Origin of the sequence: Mesorhizobium sp. B3-1-6, from assembly GCF_006439555.1 — a bacterium.
Classification (GTDB): Bacteria; Pseudomonadota; Alphaproteobacteria; order Rhizobiales; family Rhizobiaceae; genus Mesorhizobium.
In genome coordinates, this window is sequence record NZ_VFTM01000028.1 from 1 (window position 1) to 16,362 (window position 16,362).

The window sequence follows — 16,362 nt, forward strand, 5'->3', positions numbered from 1 at the left end:
TCAACGAGCGCATCATGGAGGCTTTCGAGAAGGAAGGCGCCGACGCCTGGTTCGCCGAGGGCGCCAAGGCACGCTTCGAGGCGGAATCGTCCGAGAAGGCGGCGCCCCGGGTCTAGACGGCGAAGGTGGGCCTGATGGCCGGGGCGATTTGGAAGGAGCTGGCAATGTCTTTCCATCGGGCTATTGGCCGCTGCGGACTTAGCGGTTCGACTAGGAAGTGTGTCAGCGAAGTGTGTCAGCTGCATCTGGCAGGTTCGGGGCAGGCGGACGCTCTAGGAGAATTGGGCGACAAGATTGGGTGACGCTATGAAACAAGCTACAGCACTTGCATTTTTGTCAGTTGCATCGGCGGTTGTGGCATATCAGCCCGCCTATGCTGCCGATCCGAAAGTTGTTGTTTGGCAGGGTGATCAATCATTCGAACAGTTCACCTGCGACAAGGACACGGGGCAGATTGTTGTTGATGGCAAGGTCACGATATCTCGTCCCGACGACCTTGATCCCTCCCAGGCAGCTCAATGGATACGAATACGGTGTGATAAACTTCTCTTCAAACCAAACGCCGTTCTTTCGAGCCCGAGCAATTTGGAAATAAAGGTTCGGCTTGAAGTTGCAGGCCCTATCAATCTCGTAAGCACCAGAGGTACGAGCGGTCAGAACGCCAAAGAAACCCCGCTAATATGGGCGCCCCGGAAAGGGCCGGCAGCGCCGAATGGAAATGGCGGTTCGGCCGGTGGTGACGGCGCGCCGTGTGAGAAATTTGGTGGTGGCGCTGACGACGGAAGACCCGGAGAGAACGGCTATAAGGGGCCAGATGGATACCCTGGTAGTTCGGGAGCTGATGGCCAAGCAGGAACGAGCGCATCCGATATCCGGCTCATAGTTGGGTCTTTCGCAGATGGGGCCACGGTTGAGATTTACGCCCCGGGCGGTGGTGGCGGAAAAGGCGGCCTTGGTGGACGCGGCATGGACGGCGGTGATGGAGGGAATGGCGGCCCCGGCGGTCACGGCGGCGCAGGCGGCAAATGTCATCTCTCCCGGCGTGGGGGGCAAGGTGGCAATGGCGGAGACGGTGGTAATGGCGGAGACGGCGGCGTAGGCGGCAATGGAGGCGACGGCGGCGATGGCGGAAATGTTACGGTCGCCTTGCGATCCGGTGGCAACCTAACTGAAGAGCCACTGATAGACAATCATGGTGGCAAGGGCGGCGCTCCAGGAGAAGGCGGCGATCCAGGAATAGGCGGCAATGGCGGTCAAGGCGGAGCTGGCGGTCAGGGCGGCGATGGGTCGCTTTTCCATGAGTCAGGTTCCGCCGGGCTCGGTGGCCCCGATGGACACCGAGGCCAGGACGGGCACAAAGGTCCCTCAGGTCAATGGGGACATGATGGGCACAAGGGGAAAATAGGCAAAGGAAGCTGGGGGACGCTTTCGGAACAAAACTTTGACAATCTGTTCTAGTTGGGAGCGGGATATGCCTTACTTCAACAATCGTGCTGCAATGGTACTTGCGACTGTGACGCTCGCCAGCGCCTTCATTGCTGCGGCTATGGGCTCAGTCTTTGGACAAGATAATCTTGGCACAATACTGGATGGGTTATCCACTCTTGAATACGATTCATCTGGTCCATTCGCTCTGGGCGATACTGTCGCGCTAAATGAGCTTACTTCCCCGCGAGAGCGTTGTATCAAGTATGATGAGACCGCAAACGTGAAATTTGATACGAAAGGAGCCGTCTCAAGTAAGTTGTCTCTTTCGATGATCAAAACTTACGAAGATTTGGAAAATTCGTTGAATTTTTCATTTTCGCTATCGGCGTCGATGGATGCCGGATTTGCCGGGCTATCTGCCGGCGGAAATGCATCCAGCACGGTTAAGTTCGATAGCTTTCTGAAGAAGGAGAGGTCTTCTCTCGTCTTTGTTATCGAGGCGAGCGCTGATCATGGACGTGAATATATTTCGGATTACGGAATAAAAGACGAGTACAAGTCCCTGTTGGATAAGGGGGACGTTCAAGGTTTTATACAAAAATGCGGAACTAATTTCGTTCGTGCTGTCGAAAAAGCGTCAAGTCTCCGGGTTATTATTAATGTCTCTGGTTTGAACTCGTCTAGCAAAACGATGATTTCCGATGCCTTTACGAGTAAGACTGATGCAAAGGCGAACATCGTTTCAGTTAAGGCGAGCACCTCTGCTACAGTGAGTACGAATCTGGCTGATACATTGAAGCTTGCATCTAAGGTTGGGAAAATAGATGTGGAGGTTCAGGCAGCTGGCGGCAGCGGCCTCCCCAGTCTTGGAAAGATAATGAAGGGGCTTGACCTAACGGACGCGCTACAGGTAAAGACTCTTTTCGACGCTATGGCGGACGCCTCTTCGGACTTTACTCTGTCAAACGCAGCGCCGGCAAAGTTCGTTATTCAGCCCTATCCGCAATTGAAACCAGATGACAATAAATTTGACCCTAAGCGTTTTGTTGAGCTTGGGAGAATTTATAAGGCGCTTCTTCGTGTCAATGATCAACTGGACATATATCAAGGATACAAGACTCAGAATTATCAGCTCTGGGAAAAATATTTTCGAGTTTACACGGAGAAAGCTGAAGCTTTGAGAAACACTCTTGTTGCTTCGTATGCGAAATGTAGGCAAAAGGGTGACTGTAGTGATGATGTTCCTTCTAAAATTGACGGTCTATTGCTAGATGATATTCTTTACGAGGGAGAGTTCGATTCGGTTTGCCCCCGAGCGCTAGATATTGTTTCGGCAATCAATCCGAAGACGGCCATACCAAGCAAGGTGTTGTCTTCAATAGGACTTCAGTGGGTCGGGGGAATCCGTTATATCGATCAAATTGATACCGTGGGAATCGAGGCCTACAGAATTACTCCCGATTTTGTGCTCGAAAAACTTCCGTTTCTGACGCATGATCAGTACCGTGCAAACGAGCATGAGGATGGAACGACAAGCGCTGCTTTCGATGTATATCGCCGGACCCTGCACAACGAAGACGTGGTTGATGCAAATGGCCAGCTGGACTGGAATAAGCTCGACAATCAGCGGAAAGACGTCGCAAGAAGTGTCTATTTCCTTCGATTCAGGACGGTTGCCGGGATCCAGGTTGATGAGGTGATTGGGTACCCGGACATGAGAGATTGTAAGTTGTCAGATTGATCCGCCTTGGTTCAGGTGGAGTGAGTAAAAGCGCCCCAAGTGAATCACGTCCACGCGTTCCGAGGCAGAGACGTTTCGGAGTGTCGTTCCCAGACGACAATACCAAGGTGCGGCCGGGCCGTTGCGTCGGTCTGTCCGGCCGATGGGGTATCCGCAGCCTGGCCGGGCAATAGACCTAGAGCGGTTCACGATTTGATAGAATCGAATGGGATTCCGTATCAGCCGGTTTTGTGATTGAACTAAACCGCTATCGCGGTAGGAGGCGAGTAGCCTTGGCGTGAGGAGGGCCCCTGTCTGACAAAGTTTGGTGTCGAGCCAACCTTTCAGACAGGAGAACCCCAGATGGCCGAGTTGAGCCCTCTACGTCGACGCATGATCGAGGACATGACGGTCCGCAATCTGTCGCCGGCAACGCAGCGATCCTACATCCACCATGTCGCAAAGTTCAGCCGTTTCTTTAAACGGTCGCCGGATTAGCTCGGATACGAAGAAGTTCGCACCTCAAGCCTTGCAGAGCGCCTTTACCGCTGGCCAATTGCGCTTCTCTGGCGAGCTTGCCGGCTCGGTTGATCCTTCTGCCTTCGCTCACCGAATCGCTGAACTCAAGCGCGCCAGCTGGGTCGTCTACTCGAAGCCGCCTTTGGCGGGCCTGAGCAGGTTTTGGCCTATCTCGGCCGCTACACCCACCGCGTGGCCATCACCAATAGCCGGCTCACTCACCTCGATGGCCAGCAGGTCGGGTTCCGCTGGAAGGATTACCGCCACCATAGCAAGACCAAGACCATGTTCCTGGCAGCGGACGAGTTCATCCGCCGCTTCCTGCTGCACAGCCTGCCCGATGGCTTTCACCGCATCCGCCACTATGGCTTCCTTGCAAACGGCCAACGAGCCGCCAAGCTCGCCCTGTGCCGGCAACTGCTCGACGTGCCCCCGTCTGAGCCGGCCCACAGCGCCGCCGACTATCGCCTGCGCTATCATCAACTCACCGGCAAGTCGTTGGACGTCTGCCCTTGCTGCGGCGGACGTATGTTCGCTCGCGGTTCGCTACCCCGCAGGCCATTTGCCGCATGGAACACCTCATGAGCCGTTCCTGCGCCCAGATTTGTGCGATATTCGCGGCGGCGTCTCCGGGAGGCAGCGAAGCTTTGTGCCCCAATCCGGCCCAGAGGCTCATCGGGTCGCACTTCTCCCCGCCGTGCCGATCTCCGCGAGCAAGGCCGGCTGCATATCAAACCTTCGCTACAGCCAAGCCGCCGCCCGTCAGTCGTCATCGAGCCGGATCAATACCCTCTACAAGCTGATAGCCGCGATCAAATCCCCATAGCTCGCAGCGGCGGCCCGCGGTTCAGTTCAATCAGGTTTCTATGAGGTCGCCGCATCATTCCGGCCGTACTCTCGGTGCTCGCGACCTCACAGAAACCTCCAGATTCAAGATGGTGGCTGGAGTGAAGGCCAGCATCTGATGACCCGACCTCTTTCTAATGATCTTCGCGAGCGAGTTGTTGCGGCGGTTTTGAGTGGTGAGAGCCGGCGGTCGGCGGCCAAACGGTTTGGCATTTCGGTTTCAGCGGCAGTTAAGTTGTTGCAGCGCCATCGGGCAACCGGCTCGGTTGCGCCTGGCAAGATGGGCGGGCATCGCAAGAGGGTGCTGGAGCCGCACCGTGCCTTCATCGAGGTACGTATGCGTGAGACGCCGCATCTGACGCTGCACGGTCTGCAGGATGAGTTAGCCGGCCGCGCGGGGTCAAGGTCTTGCACAACGCGGTGTGGCAGTTCCTGCGCCGCGAGGGTCTGGGCTTCAAAAAAACGCTGTTCGCCCTTGAGCAGGTGCGCGCTGATATTGCCCGCAGACGCCAACGATGGCGATCCTGGCAGGCCGGCCTCGATCCGCGGTGCCTGGTCTTCATCGATGAGACCTGGATCAAGACCAACATGGCTCCGCTGCGCGGTTGGGGACCGAAGGGCAAGCGGCTACGCGGCCTGGCTCCGCACGGCCATTGGCGCACGCTGACCTTCCTCGGCGCTCTGCGCTGGGATCGGCTCGCCAATGCTTCCGCGCTTATGTCGAGCAGCAGCTCATCACCGTGCTGAAGCCCGGCGACATCGTCATCATGGATAACCTGGGAAGCCATAAGTCGGCGGCCATCAGGCAGATGATCAAGGCCGCTGGCGCCAGGCTTTGGTATCTGCCGCCCTACTCGCCAGACCTCAATCCGATCGAGCAGGCCTTCGCCAAGATCAAACATTGGATGCGCCAAGCGCAGAAACGCACCGTCGAGATACTTGGCGCCACATAGGCCACCTCGTCGAAACGATCGAGGCAGCCGAATGCAACAACTACTTCGCAAACGCAGGGTACGCTTCCGTCAAAACGTGAAAGACTCTAGCCAAAATGTTTGTGCTACTTCCGTCGCCAGTTTGTCGGCGCCGGCTTTTTTGCACGGCGGACCACATTCATAGTCAGTCGGTTTGCCGGGACTACTACTTTCGCTCATAGAGGTAGAGAGCCTCTTCGGCGGCGGAGATTTGGCGGAGGAGTTTTCGTCCAGACGCCAAGCCGACTCCATGGTATTCAAAACCAATTTTTGCGGTTGTCTCCACGCGCATCCATGGTCCATCACTTGGGTTTACCATTGCTGATGGATCGCCATCTTTAAGCCGCTCTAGAATTGCATCGCGTGTTGATTGGTAGTCGGCTTTTGACGTCGAGTAGGTCACCTCCTGTTCCATGCTCGCCCCTGGCAGATCGATGCTCTCTACCACAGTTTCTTCGCCGTGAGCCGGGTATGAGGCGAACAATATAAGGCCGAGTGCGATTTCCAATGACATTGCTACCACTCGCATAGTGAGTTCCTCCTGGCTTGAGCGAATGTGGGTGCACAGAAGATACTGGCAGAGAACGGATTTGGAGGGAAGCGAACACCAGTAGCTTCGGCGGCGCGCCGACCAGCGATCATCGTCGGTCACGCCCTTCAATTGACCATCCGATGGAGGATATTGACACTATATATTTGGAAAAAGTTGGCATGTCGGTCTTGTGTCTGGCCCAGATGTTCAGTCCCACCAAGGACGATCCCATCGACAGCGCAACCAGGCGGTCACGAACAACATGACATTGAAGATCAGAAGGCCCGGCGCAAAGTCGGCCGTGTAGGGAAAGTAGGAAGCACGGTCGGCGGGTAACGGCCGCGCCCCTCTTGACCGGTGCCGAAAACGGCGAAATCATCATCCGTGAACGCAACAAGGCACCCGAGGACCGACGCCGCCAAACTGTCCCGACATAAGCGAAATCGCTGTCCGGGAATTAGCGGAACCTGTCTCCGGCTTTTGCAAAACGCGCTCTCTGTTTTGATTGGGTAAATTGGTATCCGTAGGCGGATTCGCCTTTGCTCCAGATGGTAACTCACGCTCGCCCCTGCGCGGCTGTTTTAGCGAATGCAAATATTCTTGATGTTCTCCATTGCCACCTCAACGCTTTGCGCCCACAATTGAACAGCCACTTCAATCCTTTGCTATGTTTCTTAAGGCATTCTGATGCCTTCGCCACGTCAAAATGACCGTGATTTCCAGGCAAGGATCATCTCAGCCTTAGAGGCTAGGAAACCTATGGGCATCTGGACGTTCGTAAACAGCCCATTCTTTCTATGGCTCGCTTCCGCTAGCTTGATCACCGCCGCTGGTTCCTATTTGACAAATCACCGTCAATGCATGGCCGATTCCATGAGACTCATATCGGAGTATAATGTCTTGCGTTCCGAGTTAAATGACAGGCTCCAAAAAGTATCACAAAATTCTCTTAATAAAGGAGACGCGGATTCATTTAAGGCAATTCTTGATAAAGTCGCTAATGATTCAAAACAATATCCTGGTGTGTCGATCGATGAGCTGTTCAAAAGGTATGTTGATTACGAAATTATAATAGATGGCAAGAGCCTTAAAGACTATGCGGAATTTGCCTCTTTGCGACAGCAGTTGCATTCTGAGGCGGCTACAGAAAAATTGTTATCTTCGCTTAACGCTCTAAATGACACGTTCAATAGTTTCAATGAGGTCAGCTCCACGTTTCGTATGACTCAAAAATGTGATATGAAGACCGTGTTTGAAAAATACATTTATGGCGCACAGGTGCCTATTGCGAGCATCCCCAAGCAGAAGCCGCCTCCGCCGCCTAGCGATCCAGTTGTACCGTAGTATTCTTGGGGGCGCCCGTCTCACAGCGGAAGCGCGCCCTACGCGCAGCTTTGCGCTCGCGCCGTTTATGAACTCGACGCCGCCCGCCTCAAGAGCGGTGCGAATGCTATCTTGGCATCTTACGGAAACGGTATCACATCGCTGTCTATCGAAATCCACCACGGTCGAAAGACCGAAAAGGACGTCCGATCGCGCGGTAGCCGTGTGACGCAACTGGCAGGATGCCCACAACTTGACCGAGCTGCTATGACGTGAGCAGCAAGCTCGCCGAAGCTATTTGGCTCTCAATGCGCAACGGTCCTGCGGTCGAACGGTGAGCGCGTGGCACTGCGGTCACTCCGGGAAGTCCGCGAAGTGCTCGGCGTAGATCTTATCGACGCTGCGCTCCGCACGAAGGCTGAAGGTGATTTCGTGGCCCATCAGGCGCCCTTGGATGCCGCCGACAAGCTCATTCTATGCCTCCATAAGTAGAAATACTACTTCTCGTATTCAGTGACCGACCAGCTTTTCGAACTGTTGGTCAGATAGAGTTCCTGCCAATCCTTTGGCTGTGCGCCCGGGGGAGCCACTTTGGCCCGGCACACCGAGATTCCCAGATTTTGAAGAGCGATGTCCTGACATCCCTGGCGCGCCCACCTCGGCATTCCCATTGCCGGCAAAGAAGTGATACGAGATCGTGTTTTTGCCAGGCGGGCCCCCTTCACCGCCTTCGCCAGCTTCACTCCCATCGCCTCTTTCTCCACCCTCACCAGGATCGCCTCCACGACCACCAAAGTTTTTTATGATGGGCGTCGGTACGTCGCCTGCTTCCTGGAGGCCAAGGGTAACCGCTCCTCCATTACCGCCATCGCCACCGTCGTCTCCTTGGCCACCATCCCCACCGTTGCCGCCGTCGCCACCATTGCCTCCAACCCCGCCGCTGGATGCCATATGACACTCATTGCCATCGCCACCTTTTCCGCCGCTCCCTCCCTTGCCGCCGTCGCCCCCATCGGCACCACGTCCGCCTGTTCCCCCGCGGCCGCCATTTCCGCCCATCGCGATCAGTTCAAACGTTGTGGTAGCGGAAACCGATTTGGACAATAGAACGATGTCAGCGGCGTTTGATCCTCGTTGCCCCGATGCACCCTTTGAAGCTTGCCACATAGTTCCAGGTGTGCCGTCTTCGCCCCGCTGACCATTCGCGCCGCGTTCCGACGTATGGTTAGTCGGACTGTCAGGACTTGTTTCACAACCAGTTGCATTTATTCCGCTCAAGCCATTTAAGCCGCCACGGCCATCAGGCACCTTGCGGATAGCCCAGATATCCGGCGTGGGAGGCGCATCGGCACCATTGCTGCCACGGGTGTTCACGATCTTCACCGGGCCGCTTATTAATTCGCTGATGCGTATGTCCAACGTGCTGATTGAACTCAGCGAACTACCGGCTTCAAATTTCAGGTTTGCGCAGTGAATCGAAATCTTTCGGGCCTGCCCGTAAGGGATCCCGACCGCAATTCCCACACCCATCGCGATGCCGTCCGCCAAGTTGCCGGCGAAGCGAATCGCCAAAGCAACTGCGCGCAAATTCCCATATCGGCCGCGTTCTCTGCAGGCCGATCAGGTCATCAAAAATATGATCCATAGGTTTCTCTCCTTCGGGCGATCTCGCGTGTAGATCGGCGTCTAGCGAAGTCGAGTTGTGTAGATATGCTGTAGATCAGCCGTTTTTCGGCCAAATCTGAAAACCCTGCATACCTTGGAAATGTTGGCTCCCCGGGCCGGATTCGAACCAGCGACCAACCGGTTAACAGCCGGTTGCTCTACCACTGAGCTACCGGGGAACGGAGGCTCTGACGTGAGTGGCGCAGCCTATAGCAAACACCTTTCGGCTTTGCAAAGCAGCAATTCGCAATTTTTCTCCAGTTTTTAATGCGGCTATTTGTGCCATCGTTCAACATGCCCACATATGAAGGGCTTCACACCGGCACGGAACAAAGCGGCCGGTTGGCCTTTGACATGGCATTGGCGGCAGATGGGATCTGATTTTGAATGACGGCAGCTGACGACGACAGTGCCCCGGCGCGGAAGATTTCGGTTTTCGGCCGCGAGTTCACCATGCCGCGCTCGCGCGGCTGGCGAATCGCGATCGGCATGCTGCTCACCCTTGGCGGGATTCTGGGCTTTCTGCCGATTCTCGGCTTCTGGATGGTTCCGCTCGGTCTTCTGGTGCTGTCCTACGAATTCGCCATGATCCGGCGCCACCGGCGGCGTTTCGTCGTCTGGTGGGAACGCCGGCGCCGGCCCGACTGAGCGCCTGCGGCGGCTCCGCCGCGGCGATGCCGGACCCATGACAACCGATTGGTAATCACCACTTTGGCTGCTCCATGCGAAAGCGTCGGGAATGACGCGCGAGCGCTTGACGACCTTTGAGCGCCAACATAATGAGTTCGCTCGGAACGCCGGGAGCATTGCGAGGCCTCGTGGCGGAGTGGTTACGCAGAGGACTGCAAATCCTTGCACCCCGGTTCGATTCCGGGCGAGGCCTCCAGATGCTTGCGGGCTCCAGCGCAACCGCGCCGGAGCGGGGTTCCAGTCGAAGTTTTGGCCGCGCGCCTGGCGCGGGGAGCGGATTGTTGGGACATGAACGCTGATTTCTCCGAACGCCGCGTGAAGATGGTCGACGGCCAGGTCCGCACCACCGATGTCACCAGCGCGCCGCTCATCGAGGCGATGCTGACTGTCCCGCGCGAGGCCTTCGTCGGCGCCGGACAGCGGGATCTGGCCTATATCGACGAAGACATCCGCATTTCCGATGGCGCGAATGGCGGCGGCGCACGCTACCTGATGGAGCCGTCGCCGCTCGCCAAGCTTTTGCAACTGGCTGAAATCGACGCGAGCGATTCGGTGCTCGATGTCGGTTGCGGCACCGGCTATTCCGCCGCGTTGCTGTCCAGGCTCGCGCGCTCGGTCGTCGCGCTCGAGAGCGATCCCGCGCTGGCGGAGGCCGCCAAATCCACGCTTTCCAGTCTTGGCTGCCAGAACGTCACGGTGGTCACCGGGCCGCTGCCGCAGGGGCAGGCCGCCAAGGGGCCCTACAACGCCATTTTCATCGGCGGCAGCGTCGAGGAAGTGCCGCCGGCATTGCTCGACCAGCTTGCGGAAGAAGGCCGCCTGGTTGTGGTCGAAGGGCGGGGCAACTCTGGCGTGGCCCGTCTGTTTTTCAAGGCAGGAGGGGTTGTAACCGGAAGAAGGGCCTTTAATGCGGCAATTAAGCCACTACCGGGCTTCGAACGTGCTCACGCGTTTGAATTCTGAGCGTTTTTGCCTTGCAGCGAATGCGCTGTCATGATGGCTTGCGCCTGACAATCGTTGCTGATTTGGTTAACCGGGTGTTTTCGGGAAGCCGTCAGCGGGGGAACGATAAACAACGCGGCGCCGGCCGATCCGTATGGGTAGGCTGACGTGGCGTGGTTCCCATGCAAAACGAATGAGGGAAATAACGTGCCGCCTCTACGCAAGAGTGTTTTAGTAGCTATCCTTGTTTCGGCCACCGCGCTTTCGCCGTTGGCCGCCTCCGCTGAAACCATTACGGGCGCGCTCGCCAAAGCCTATCAGTATAACTCGCAGTTGAATGCTGCCCGCGCTGGCGTGCGCGTCACTGACGAGGGCGTAGCCATTGCCAAGTCGGGCTGGCGTCCGACCGTCACCGGTTCGGCCAACATCGACTACACCAACATACATGGCTTTGGCACCAGCAGGAGAATAACGACGGGCAGCTTCGGCGTGCAGATCAACCAGACGCTGTTCGACGGGTTTCAGACCAAGAACAATGTCGCCGCCGCGGAATCGCAGGTGAAGGCTTCGGTCGAAAGCCTGCGCAACACCGAAGAGAACATCCTGTTCAACGCGGCCAGCGCCTATATGGACGTGATTCGCGACCGTCAGATCGCGGTGCTGACCGAGCAGAACCTGCAGTTCCTGACCGAGCAGGCGCGCGCCGCCCGCTCGCGCTTCGAGGTCGGCGAGGGCACCCGCACCGACGTCGCCCAGGCCGATGCCTCCCGCGCGACGGCCGTGGCGCAGTTGAGCGCCGCCCGCGCGACGGCGCTGGCAAGCGCCGCAACCTACCACCAGATCGTCGGCGACGAGCCGGGCAAGCTCAAGGCAGCCTCGCCGCTTGGCAAGCTGCTGCCAGGTGGCGTCGATTCGGCCTTGGCCATCGCTTCCGCCGAACATCCCGCCATTCTGGCCACACAGCATCTCGTCGATGCCGCCGCCTTTTCGGTGAAGTCGTCGGAAGGCGCGCTGCTGCCGCAGGTGACGGCCTCGGCCGGCGTTTCGGACGACTACAGCCACACCGTTCCCAGTTCCATCAGCAGCCCCAACGGTAGTTCGACATCGGCCAATATCGGCGCTTCGCTCACCATTCCGATCTATTCGGGTGGCCGGACCTCGGCGCTGGTGCGGCAGAGCAAGGAATCACTGGGCGAGGCGCGCATCCAGGTCGATGTCAGCCGCGACCAGGTGCGCCAGGCCGTGGTCTCGGCCTGGACGCAATATGTCGCCGCGCGCCAAAGCGTGGATGCCAACAGGCAGGTGATCGATGCCGCGCAACTGGCGCTCAACGGCGTCATCGAAGAGCGCAATGTCGGCCAGCGCACGACGCTGGATGTGTTGAACGCGCAGAACGCGGTCATCACCGCCAAGATCAACCAGGCCAGCTCCGAACGCGACGTGGTCGTGGCGAGCTATGCCATCCTGTCGGCGATGGGCCGGCTGTCGGTCGATCGTCTTGGGCTGGCGGTCACCAAATACAGGCCCGAAGAGCATTACAACGCCGTCAAGGACAAGTGGTTCGGACTGCGCACGCCCGACGGACGCTGATTTCCGGTATGCTTCCAGCAAGCGCCGCGTGTCCGATGGACGCGCGGCGTTTTTCTTTATCGATGGCACGGGCTCGTCGGGCCGCGAACCGCCTAATCTGTTGAAATCCAACGCGTCCCCAGATTGGGGATTCTCGGATGACGATAGGTCGGTTACGCTGTCGCCATTGATTCGAATTCCGACCCGGGCAGGAACGGAATTCCTGAATGGGTCAAGTTCTTGAACGGGTCAGTTCTTGGACAGGGTCGAGTTCTTGGGCAGGTCACTGGGGCGGCGGATGTGACGATGGCGACGGCAAGCAGCGCGCAGCGCGAACCTTCCATGGAAGAGATACTGGCTTCCATCCGAAGGATCATCGAAGACAGCGACACCGGGCGCAAGCAGCCGGCCGAGGCTGGTGAACTGCGCCAGGATCTGGAGCCGGCCGCGGTTAGCGTACCCACGGTCGAGGTCGACGCCTTTCGTTCCGAATTGCATGCCGACGCCGGCCCGCGCAAGCCAGCGACGCTGGCGGAGGTCCAGGCCCAGCTGGCTGCGGCCGATCCGGCGGTCGCACGCGTCGAGGCTCGTCCCGGGCCGGTCAAGGAGGCTCCGGCCACGGCCAATCCCGAGGGCACCGAGCCGAGCGCGCAAGCGGCCACGAGCAGCCCGGCCGCGGCAAATGCGACGCAGTCGGCCGAGACCATCGTCGCCGATTGGCGGCGCGAAATAGCGGCGGTCGGCGGCAGCACGGTTACCGCGAGACCGGCCGTCCGGGTCCCGGAAGCCGCGCCGAGGGTCGAGATCGAGAAGCAAGAGCCGGCGTTTGAAGCTGCCGCGCATGCCAGCGCTCCCCGGGCATCCGAACCGGAGACGCAGCCGGCCCGGCCCGCGATCCTCTCCGAGCATACGGGCCGGCAGGTTGCCGCGGCTTTCGGCGAGCTTTCCGATGCTTTTGCCAGCCGCGGCAAGAAGAGTTTCGACGAGATGGCCGAGGAGATGCTGCGGCCTATGCTGCAGGATTGGCTCGACAACAACCTGCCGACGCTGGTCGAAAGGCTGGTGCGCGAGGAGATCGAGCGCGTGGCGCGCGGGGCGCAGTAAGCTGCCGCAACACGCACGCTGAAAAGCGCCGCCTTCGGGCGGCGCTTTTGCTTTGGGACCCGCTGCGCCCTTGCAGTCGACATGCATCAGGCGAGCCGCCATTGCGGCACCGGCCGGGATTGTCGCCGGTCGCGGCATGCCTATCTGTAAGAGCGATCGCAGTTCTCGCGGTTGACTCGGCCAAGACCTTCCGATTTACACCGGACGCTTGTTCCCGACAGTTCGGACCTCCTCCATGCTTGATAAGACCTACGACGCCAAAGCCGTCGAGCCGAAGATCGCCAAAATCTGGGAAGAGGCGGATGCCTTCCGGGCAGGCGCCGGCGCGGAAGAGGGGGCCGAAGCCTTCACCATCGTCATCCCGCCGCCGAACGTCACCGGCTCGCTGCATATGGGCCATGCGCTCAACAACACGCTGCAGGACATTCTCGTGCGCTTCGAGCGCATGCGCGGCAAGAATGTGCTTTGGCAGCCCGGCATGGATCACGCCGGCATCGCAACGCAGATGGTGGTCGAGCGCCAGCTCATGGAAAAGCAGATCCACCGCCGCGATCTGACGCGTGAAGAGTTCATCGAGAAGGTCTGGGAGTGGAAGGCCGAATCGGGCGGCGCGATCTTCAACCAGCTGAAGCGGCTCGGCGCCTCGGCCGACTGGTCGCGCGAACGCTTCACCATGGATGAAGGCCTGTCCAAGGCGGTGCTGGAAGTCTTCGTCACGCTCTACAAGGAAGGCCTCATCTACAAGGACAAGCGCCTTGTGAACTGGGACCCGAAGCTGCTTACCGCCATTTCCGACCTCGAGGTCGAGCAGCATGAGGTCAACGGCAATCTCTGGCACTTCCGCTACCCGATCGAAGGCGAGGCGTTCGACCCTGAGAACCCGAAGACGTTCATCACGGTGGCGACGACGCGTCCCGAGACGATGCTCGGCGACACCGCCGTGGCCGTGCATCCGGACGACGAGCGCTTCACCGATCTGGTCGGTAGCCACGTCGTGCTGCCGATCGTCGGCCGCAAGATTCCGATCATCGCGGACGAGTATTCCGATCCGGAGAAAGGCTCCGGCGCGGTCAAGATCACGCCGGCGCATGACTTCAACGACTTCGAGGTCGGCAAGCGCCACAAGCTGCCGGCGATCAACATCCTGACGGTTGAGGCGGCCGTCAAGCTCAAGGACAATGAGGATTTCCTCGCCGGTCTCGAGGTCACGCCGGAGCGCCAGGCCCTGTGGGACGAGCTGGACGGGCTCGACCGTTTCGCCGCGCGCAAGAAGATCGTCGAGCTGATGGAGGCCGGCGGCTTTCTGGAAAAGGTCGAGCCGCATCGCCATGCCGTTCCGCATGGCGACCGCGGGGGCGTGCCGATCGAGCCATTCCTGACCGACCAGTGGTATGTCAACGCCGCCGAGCTCGCCAAGCCGGCGATTGCCTCGGTGCGCGAAGGCCGCACCAATTTCGTGCCGAAGAACTGGGAGAAGACCTATTTCGACTGGATGGAGAACATCCAGCCCTGGTGCATCTCGCGCCAGCTCTGGTGGGGGCACCAGATCCCGGCCTGGTACGGGCCGGACGGGCATGTCTTCGTCGAAAAGACCGAGGAAGAGGCTTTAGCCGCGGCGATCGAATATTACCTTGCGCTGGAAGGGCCGTGGAAGGCCTGGGTCGAGGACAAGCTGGAAAACTTCCAGCCGGGCGAGATCCTGACCCGCGACGAGGACGTGCTCGACACCTGGTTCTCGTCGGCGCTGTGGCCGTTCTCGACGCTCGGCTGGCCCGATCAGACGCCGGAGCTCAAGACCTATTACCAGACCGACGTGCTGGTGACCGGCTTCGACATCATCTTCTTCTGGGTCGCCCGCATGATGATGATGGGCCTGCACTTCATGGACGAGGAGCCGTTCCACACCGTCTATGTGCACGCGCTGGTGCGCGACAAGAACGGGCAGAAGATGTCGAAGTCGAAAGGCAACGTCATCGATCCGCTCGACCTGATCGACGAATATGGCGCCGACGCGCTGCGCTTCACGCTGACTGTCATGGCGGCGCAAGGGCGCGACGTGAAGCTCGATCCGGCCCGCATCGCCGGCTACCGCAATTTCGGCACCAAGCTGTGGAACGCGACGCGCTTCGCCGAGATGAACGAGGTCGCGCGCGACGACGAGTTCTGGCTGAACGACGCCAAGCTGCCGGTCAACCGCTGGATCCTGACCGAGCTGACGCGAGCGGCGCGCGCTGTCACCGAAGGCATCACCAGCTACCGGTTCAACGAGGCGGCGGGCGCGGCCTATCGGTTCGTCTGGAACCTGTTCTGCGACTGGTACCTGGAATTGTTGAAGCCGGTGTTCATGGGCACGGACGAAGCCGCCAAGGCCGAGAGCCGGGCATGCGTCGCCTTCGTCCTGGACGAGATCTACAAGCTCCTGCATCCGATGATGCCGTTCATGACCGAGGAACTGTGGGCGCAGACCGCCGGCGAGGGCAAGCAGCGCTCGTCGCTGCTTTGCCACGCCGCCTGGCCGTCGCCCGACTTCGGGGACGAAGAGGCCGCCGCCGACATCAATTGGCTGGTCGACCTCGTTTCGGGCATCCGCTCGGTACGTTCGGAAATGAATGTGCCGCCGGCGGCAATCGCGCCGCTGATGGTGATCGGCGCCAACACGCTTACGCAAGAGCGGCTGGAGCGTCACGCCCAGGCGATCAAGCGGCTGGCGCGCGTCGGCGATATTGCGCTCGCCGATGCACCGCCCAAGGGCTCGGCCCAGATCGTGCTCAACGAGGCGACGGTGAGCCTGCCGCTCGGCAGCCTGATCGATCTCCAGGCGGAGGCCGCGCGGTTGCAGAAGGAACTGGCGAAGGTGACCGAAGAGATCGCCCGCCTGCACAAGAAGCTGTCGAACGAAAAGTTCGTCGCCAATGCGCCGGAAGAGGTGGTCGGGGCCGAGCGTGAGAAACTCGCCGAATATCGCGAGGCGCAGGAGAAGCTTTCGGTGGCTTTGACCAGGGTCCGCGACGCCGGCTGAAAGGCAAGATTCGGCCTCGCTCCAAAGGTGCTTT

Annotated in this window: 11 protein-coding genes, 2 tRNA genes and 3 pseudogenes; 12 read left to right on the forward strand and 4 right to left on the reverse strand. The window is 59.2% G+C overall.

The window, feature by feature from the left end; genetic code table 11:
• The first annotated feature begins 910 nt into the window (after nucleotides 1-910).
• The gene (locus tag FJ414_RS31570) at nucleotides 911-1,099 is read left to right on the forward strand and encodes a hypothetical protein (RefSeq protein ID WP_181181687.1); all 189 of its coding nucleotides are present in this window, start codon (nucleotides 911-913) and stop codon (nucleotides 1,097-1,099) included.
• Nucleotides 1,100-1,164: 65 nt separating this feature from the next.
• Here FJ414_RS31570 and FJ414_RS32030 read toward each other — a convergent pair whose 3' ends face one another.
• Nucleotides 1,165-1,299 carry a hypothetical protein gene (locus FJ414_RS32030; RefSeq protein ID WP_281405805.1) on the reverse strand — a complete coding sequence of 45 codons (135 nt, stop codon included), beginning with the start codon at nucleotides 1,297-1,299 and terminating at the stop codon, nucleotides 1,165-1,167.
• A gap of 172 nt (nucleotides 1,300-1,471) precedes the next feature.
• Between FJ414_RS32030 and FJ414_RS22970 the strand changes: the two genes are divergently transcribed.
• The 4 genes and pseudogenes from FJ414_RS22970 (at nucleotide 1,472) to FJ414_RS22985 (ending at nucleotide 5,546) form a co-directional block, all read left to right on the forward strand.
• The gene (locus tag FJ414_RS22970; protein ID WP_140646686.1) at nucleotides 1,472-3,169 is read left to right on the forward strand and encodes a hypothetical protein; all 1,698 of its coding nucleotides are present in this window, start codon (nucleotides 1,472-1,474) and stop codon (nucleotides 3,167-3,169) included.
• A 342-nt stretch (nucleotides 3,170-3,511) separates the two neighbouring features.
• Nucleotides 3,512-3,643 (forward strand): annotated as a pseudogene (locus FJ414_RS22975) (phage integrase N-terminal SAM-like domain-containing protein); the annotation flags it as partial.
• Between the two features lie 28 nt (nucleotides 3,644-3,671).
• A pseudogene (locus tag FJ414_RS31675) lies at nucleotides 3,672-4,252 on the forward strand (transposase); the annotation flags it as partial.
• Nucleotides 4,253-4,631: 379 nt separating this feature from the next.
• Nucleotides 4,632-5,546: pseudogene (locus FJ414_RS22985) on the forward strand (IS630 family transposase).
• Nucleotides 5,547-5,650: 104 nt separating this feature from the next.
• Here FJ414_RS22985 and FJ414_RS22990 read toward each other — a convergent pair.
• Nucleotides 5,651-6,145, reverse strand: coding sequence for a hypothetical protein (locus FJ414_RS22990; protein WP_140646687.1), 495 nt, complete (start codon nucleotides 6,143-6,145; stop codon nucleotides 5,651-5,653).
• A gap of 630 nt (nucleotides 6,146-6,775) precedes the next feature.
• On the opposite strand from FJ414_RS22990, the gene FJ414_RS22995 reads away from it, so the two are divergent.
• The gene (locus FJ414_RS22995; protein WP_140646688.1) at nucleotides 6,776-7,360 is read left to right on the forward strand and encodes a hypothetical protein; all 585 of its coding nucleotides are present in this window, start codon (nucleotides 6,776-6,778) and stop codon (nucleotides 7,358-7,360) included.
• A 489-nt stretch (nucleotides 7,361-7,849) separates the two neighbouring features.
• Here FJ414_RS22995 and FJ414_RS31575 read toward each other — a convergent pair whose 3' ends face one another.
• Together FJ414_RS31575 and FJ414_RS23005 are read right to left on the reverse strand one after the other, a co-directional pair.
• A complete protein-coding gene (locus tag FJ414_RS31575) occupies nucleotides 7,850-8,911 on the reverse strand; it encodes a hypothetical protein (protein WP_181181688.1) in 1,062 nt (353 codons plus the stop codon).
• A gap of 197 nt (nucleotides 8,912-9,108) precedes the next feature.
• Nucleotides 9,109-9,183, reverse strand: a tRNA-Asn gene (locus FJ414_RS23005).
• A gap of 208 nt (nucleotides 9,184-9,391) precedes the next feature.
• Here FJ414_RS23005 and FJ414_RS23010 point away from each other — a divergent pair.
• The 6 genes from FJ414_RS23010 to FJ414_RS23035 all read left to right on the forward strand — a co-directional run bounded on the left by FJ414_RS23010 (nucleotide 9,392) and on the right by FJ414_RS23035 (nucleotide 16,328).
• Complete coding sequence (locus tag FJ414_RS23010) at nucleotides 9,392-9,652, forward strand: hypothetical protein (RefSeq protein WP_140646690.1); 261 nt, start codon at nucleotides 9,392-9,394, stop codon at nucleotides 9,650-9,652.
• Nucleotides 9,653-9,816: 164 nt separating this feature from the next.
• Nucleotides 9,817-9,890 (forward strand) — tRNA-Cys (locus FJ414_RS23015).
• Nucleotides 9,891-9,982: 92 nt separating this feature from the next.
• Entirely contained in the window at nucleotides 9,983-10,657 is a 675-nt protein-coding gene (locus FJ414_RS23020) for a protein-L-isoaspartate O-methyltransferase (protein ID WP_140646691.1), read from the forward strand.
• A gap of 186 nt (nucleotides 10,658-10,843) precedes the next feature.
• Nucleotides 10,844-12,226, forward strand: coding sequence for a TolC family outer membrane protein (locus FJ414_RS23025; RefSeq protein WP_140646692.1), 1,383 nt, complete (start codon nucleotides 10,844-10,846; stop codon nucleotides 12,224-12,226).
• Between the two features lie 285 nt (nucleotides 12,227-12,511).
• Nucleotides 12,512-13,309 carry a PopZ family protein gene (locus FJ414_RS23030; RefSeq protein WP_140646693.1) on the forward strand — a complete coding sequence of 266 codons (798 nt, stop codon included), beginning with the start codon at nucleotides 12,512-12,514 and terminating at the stop codon, nucleotides 13,307-13,309.
• Between the two features lie 235 nt (nucleotides 13,310-13,544).
• Complete coding sequence (locus FJ414_RS23035; RefSeq protein WP_140646694.1) at nucleotides 13,545-16,328, forward strand: valine--tRNA ligase; 2,784 nt, start codon at nucleotides 13,545-13,547, stop codon at nucleotides 16,326-16,328.
• The last annotated feature ends 34 nt before the right edge of the window (nucleotides 16,329-16,362 follow it).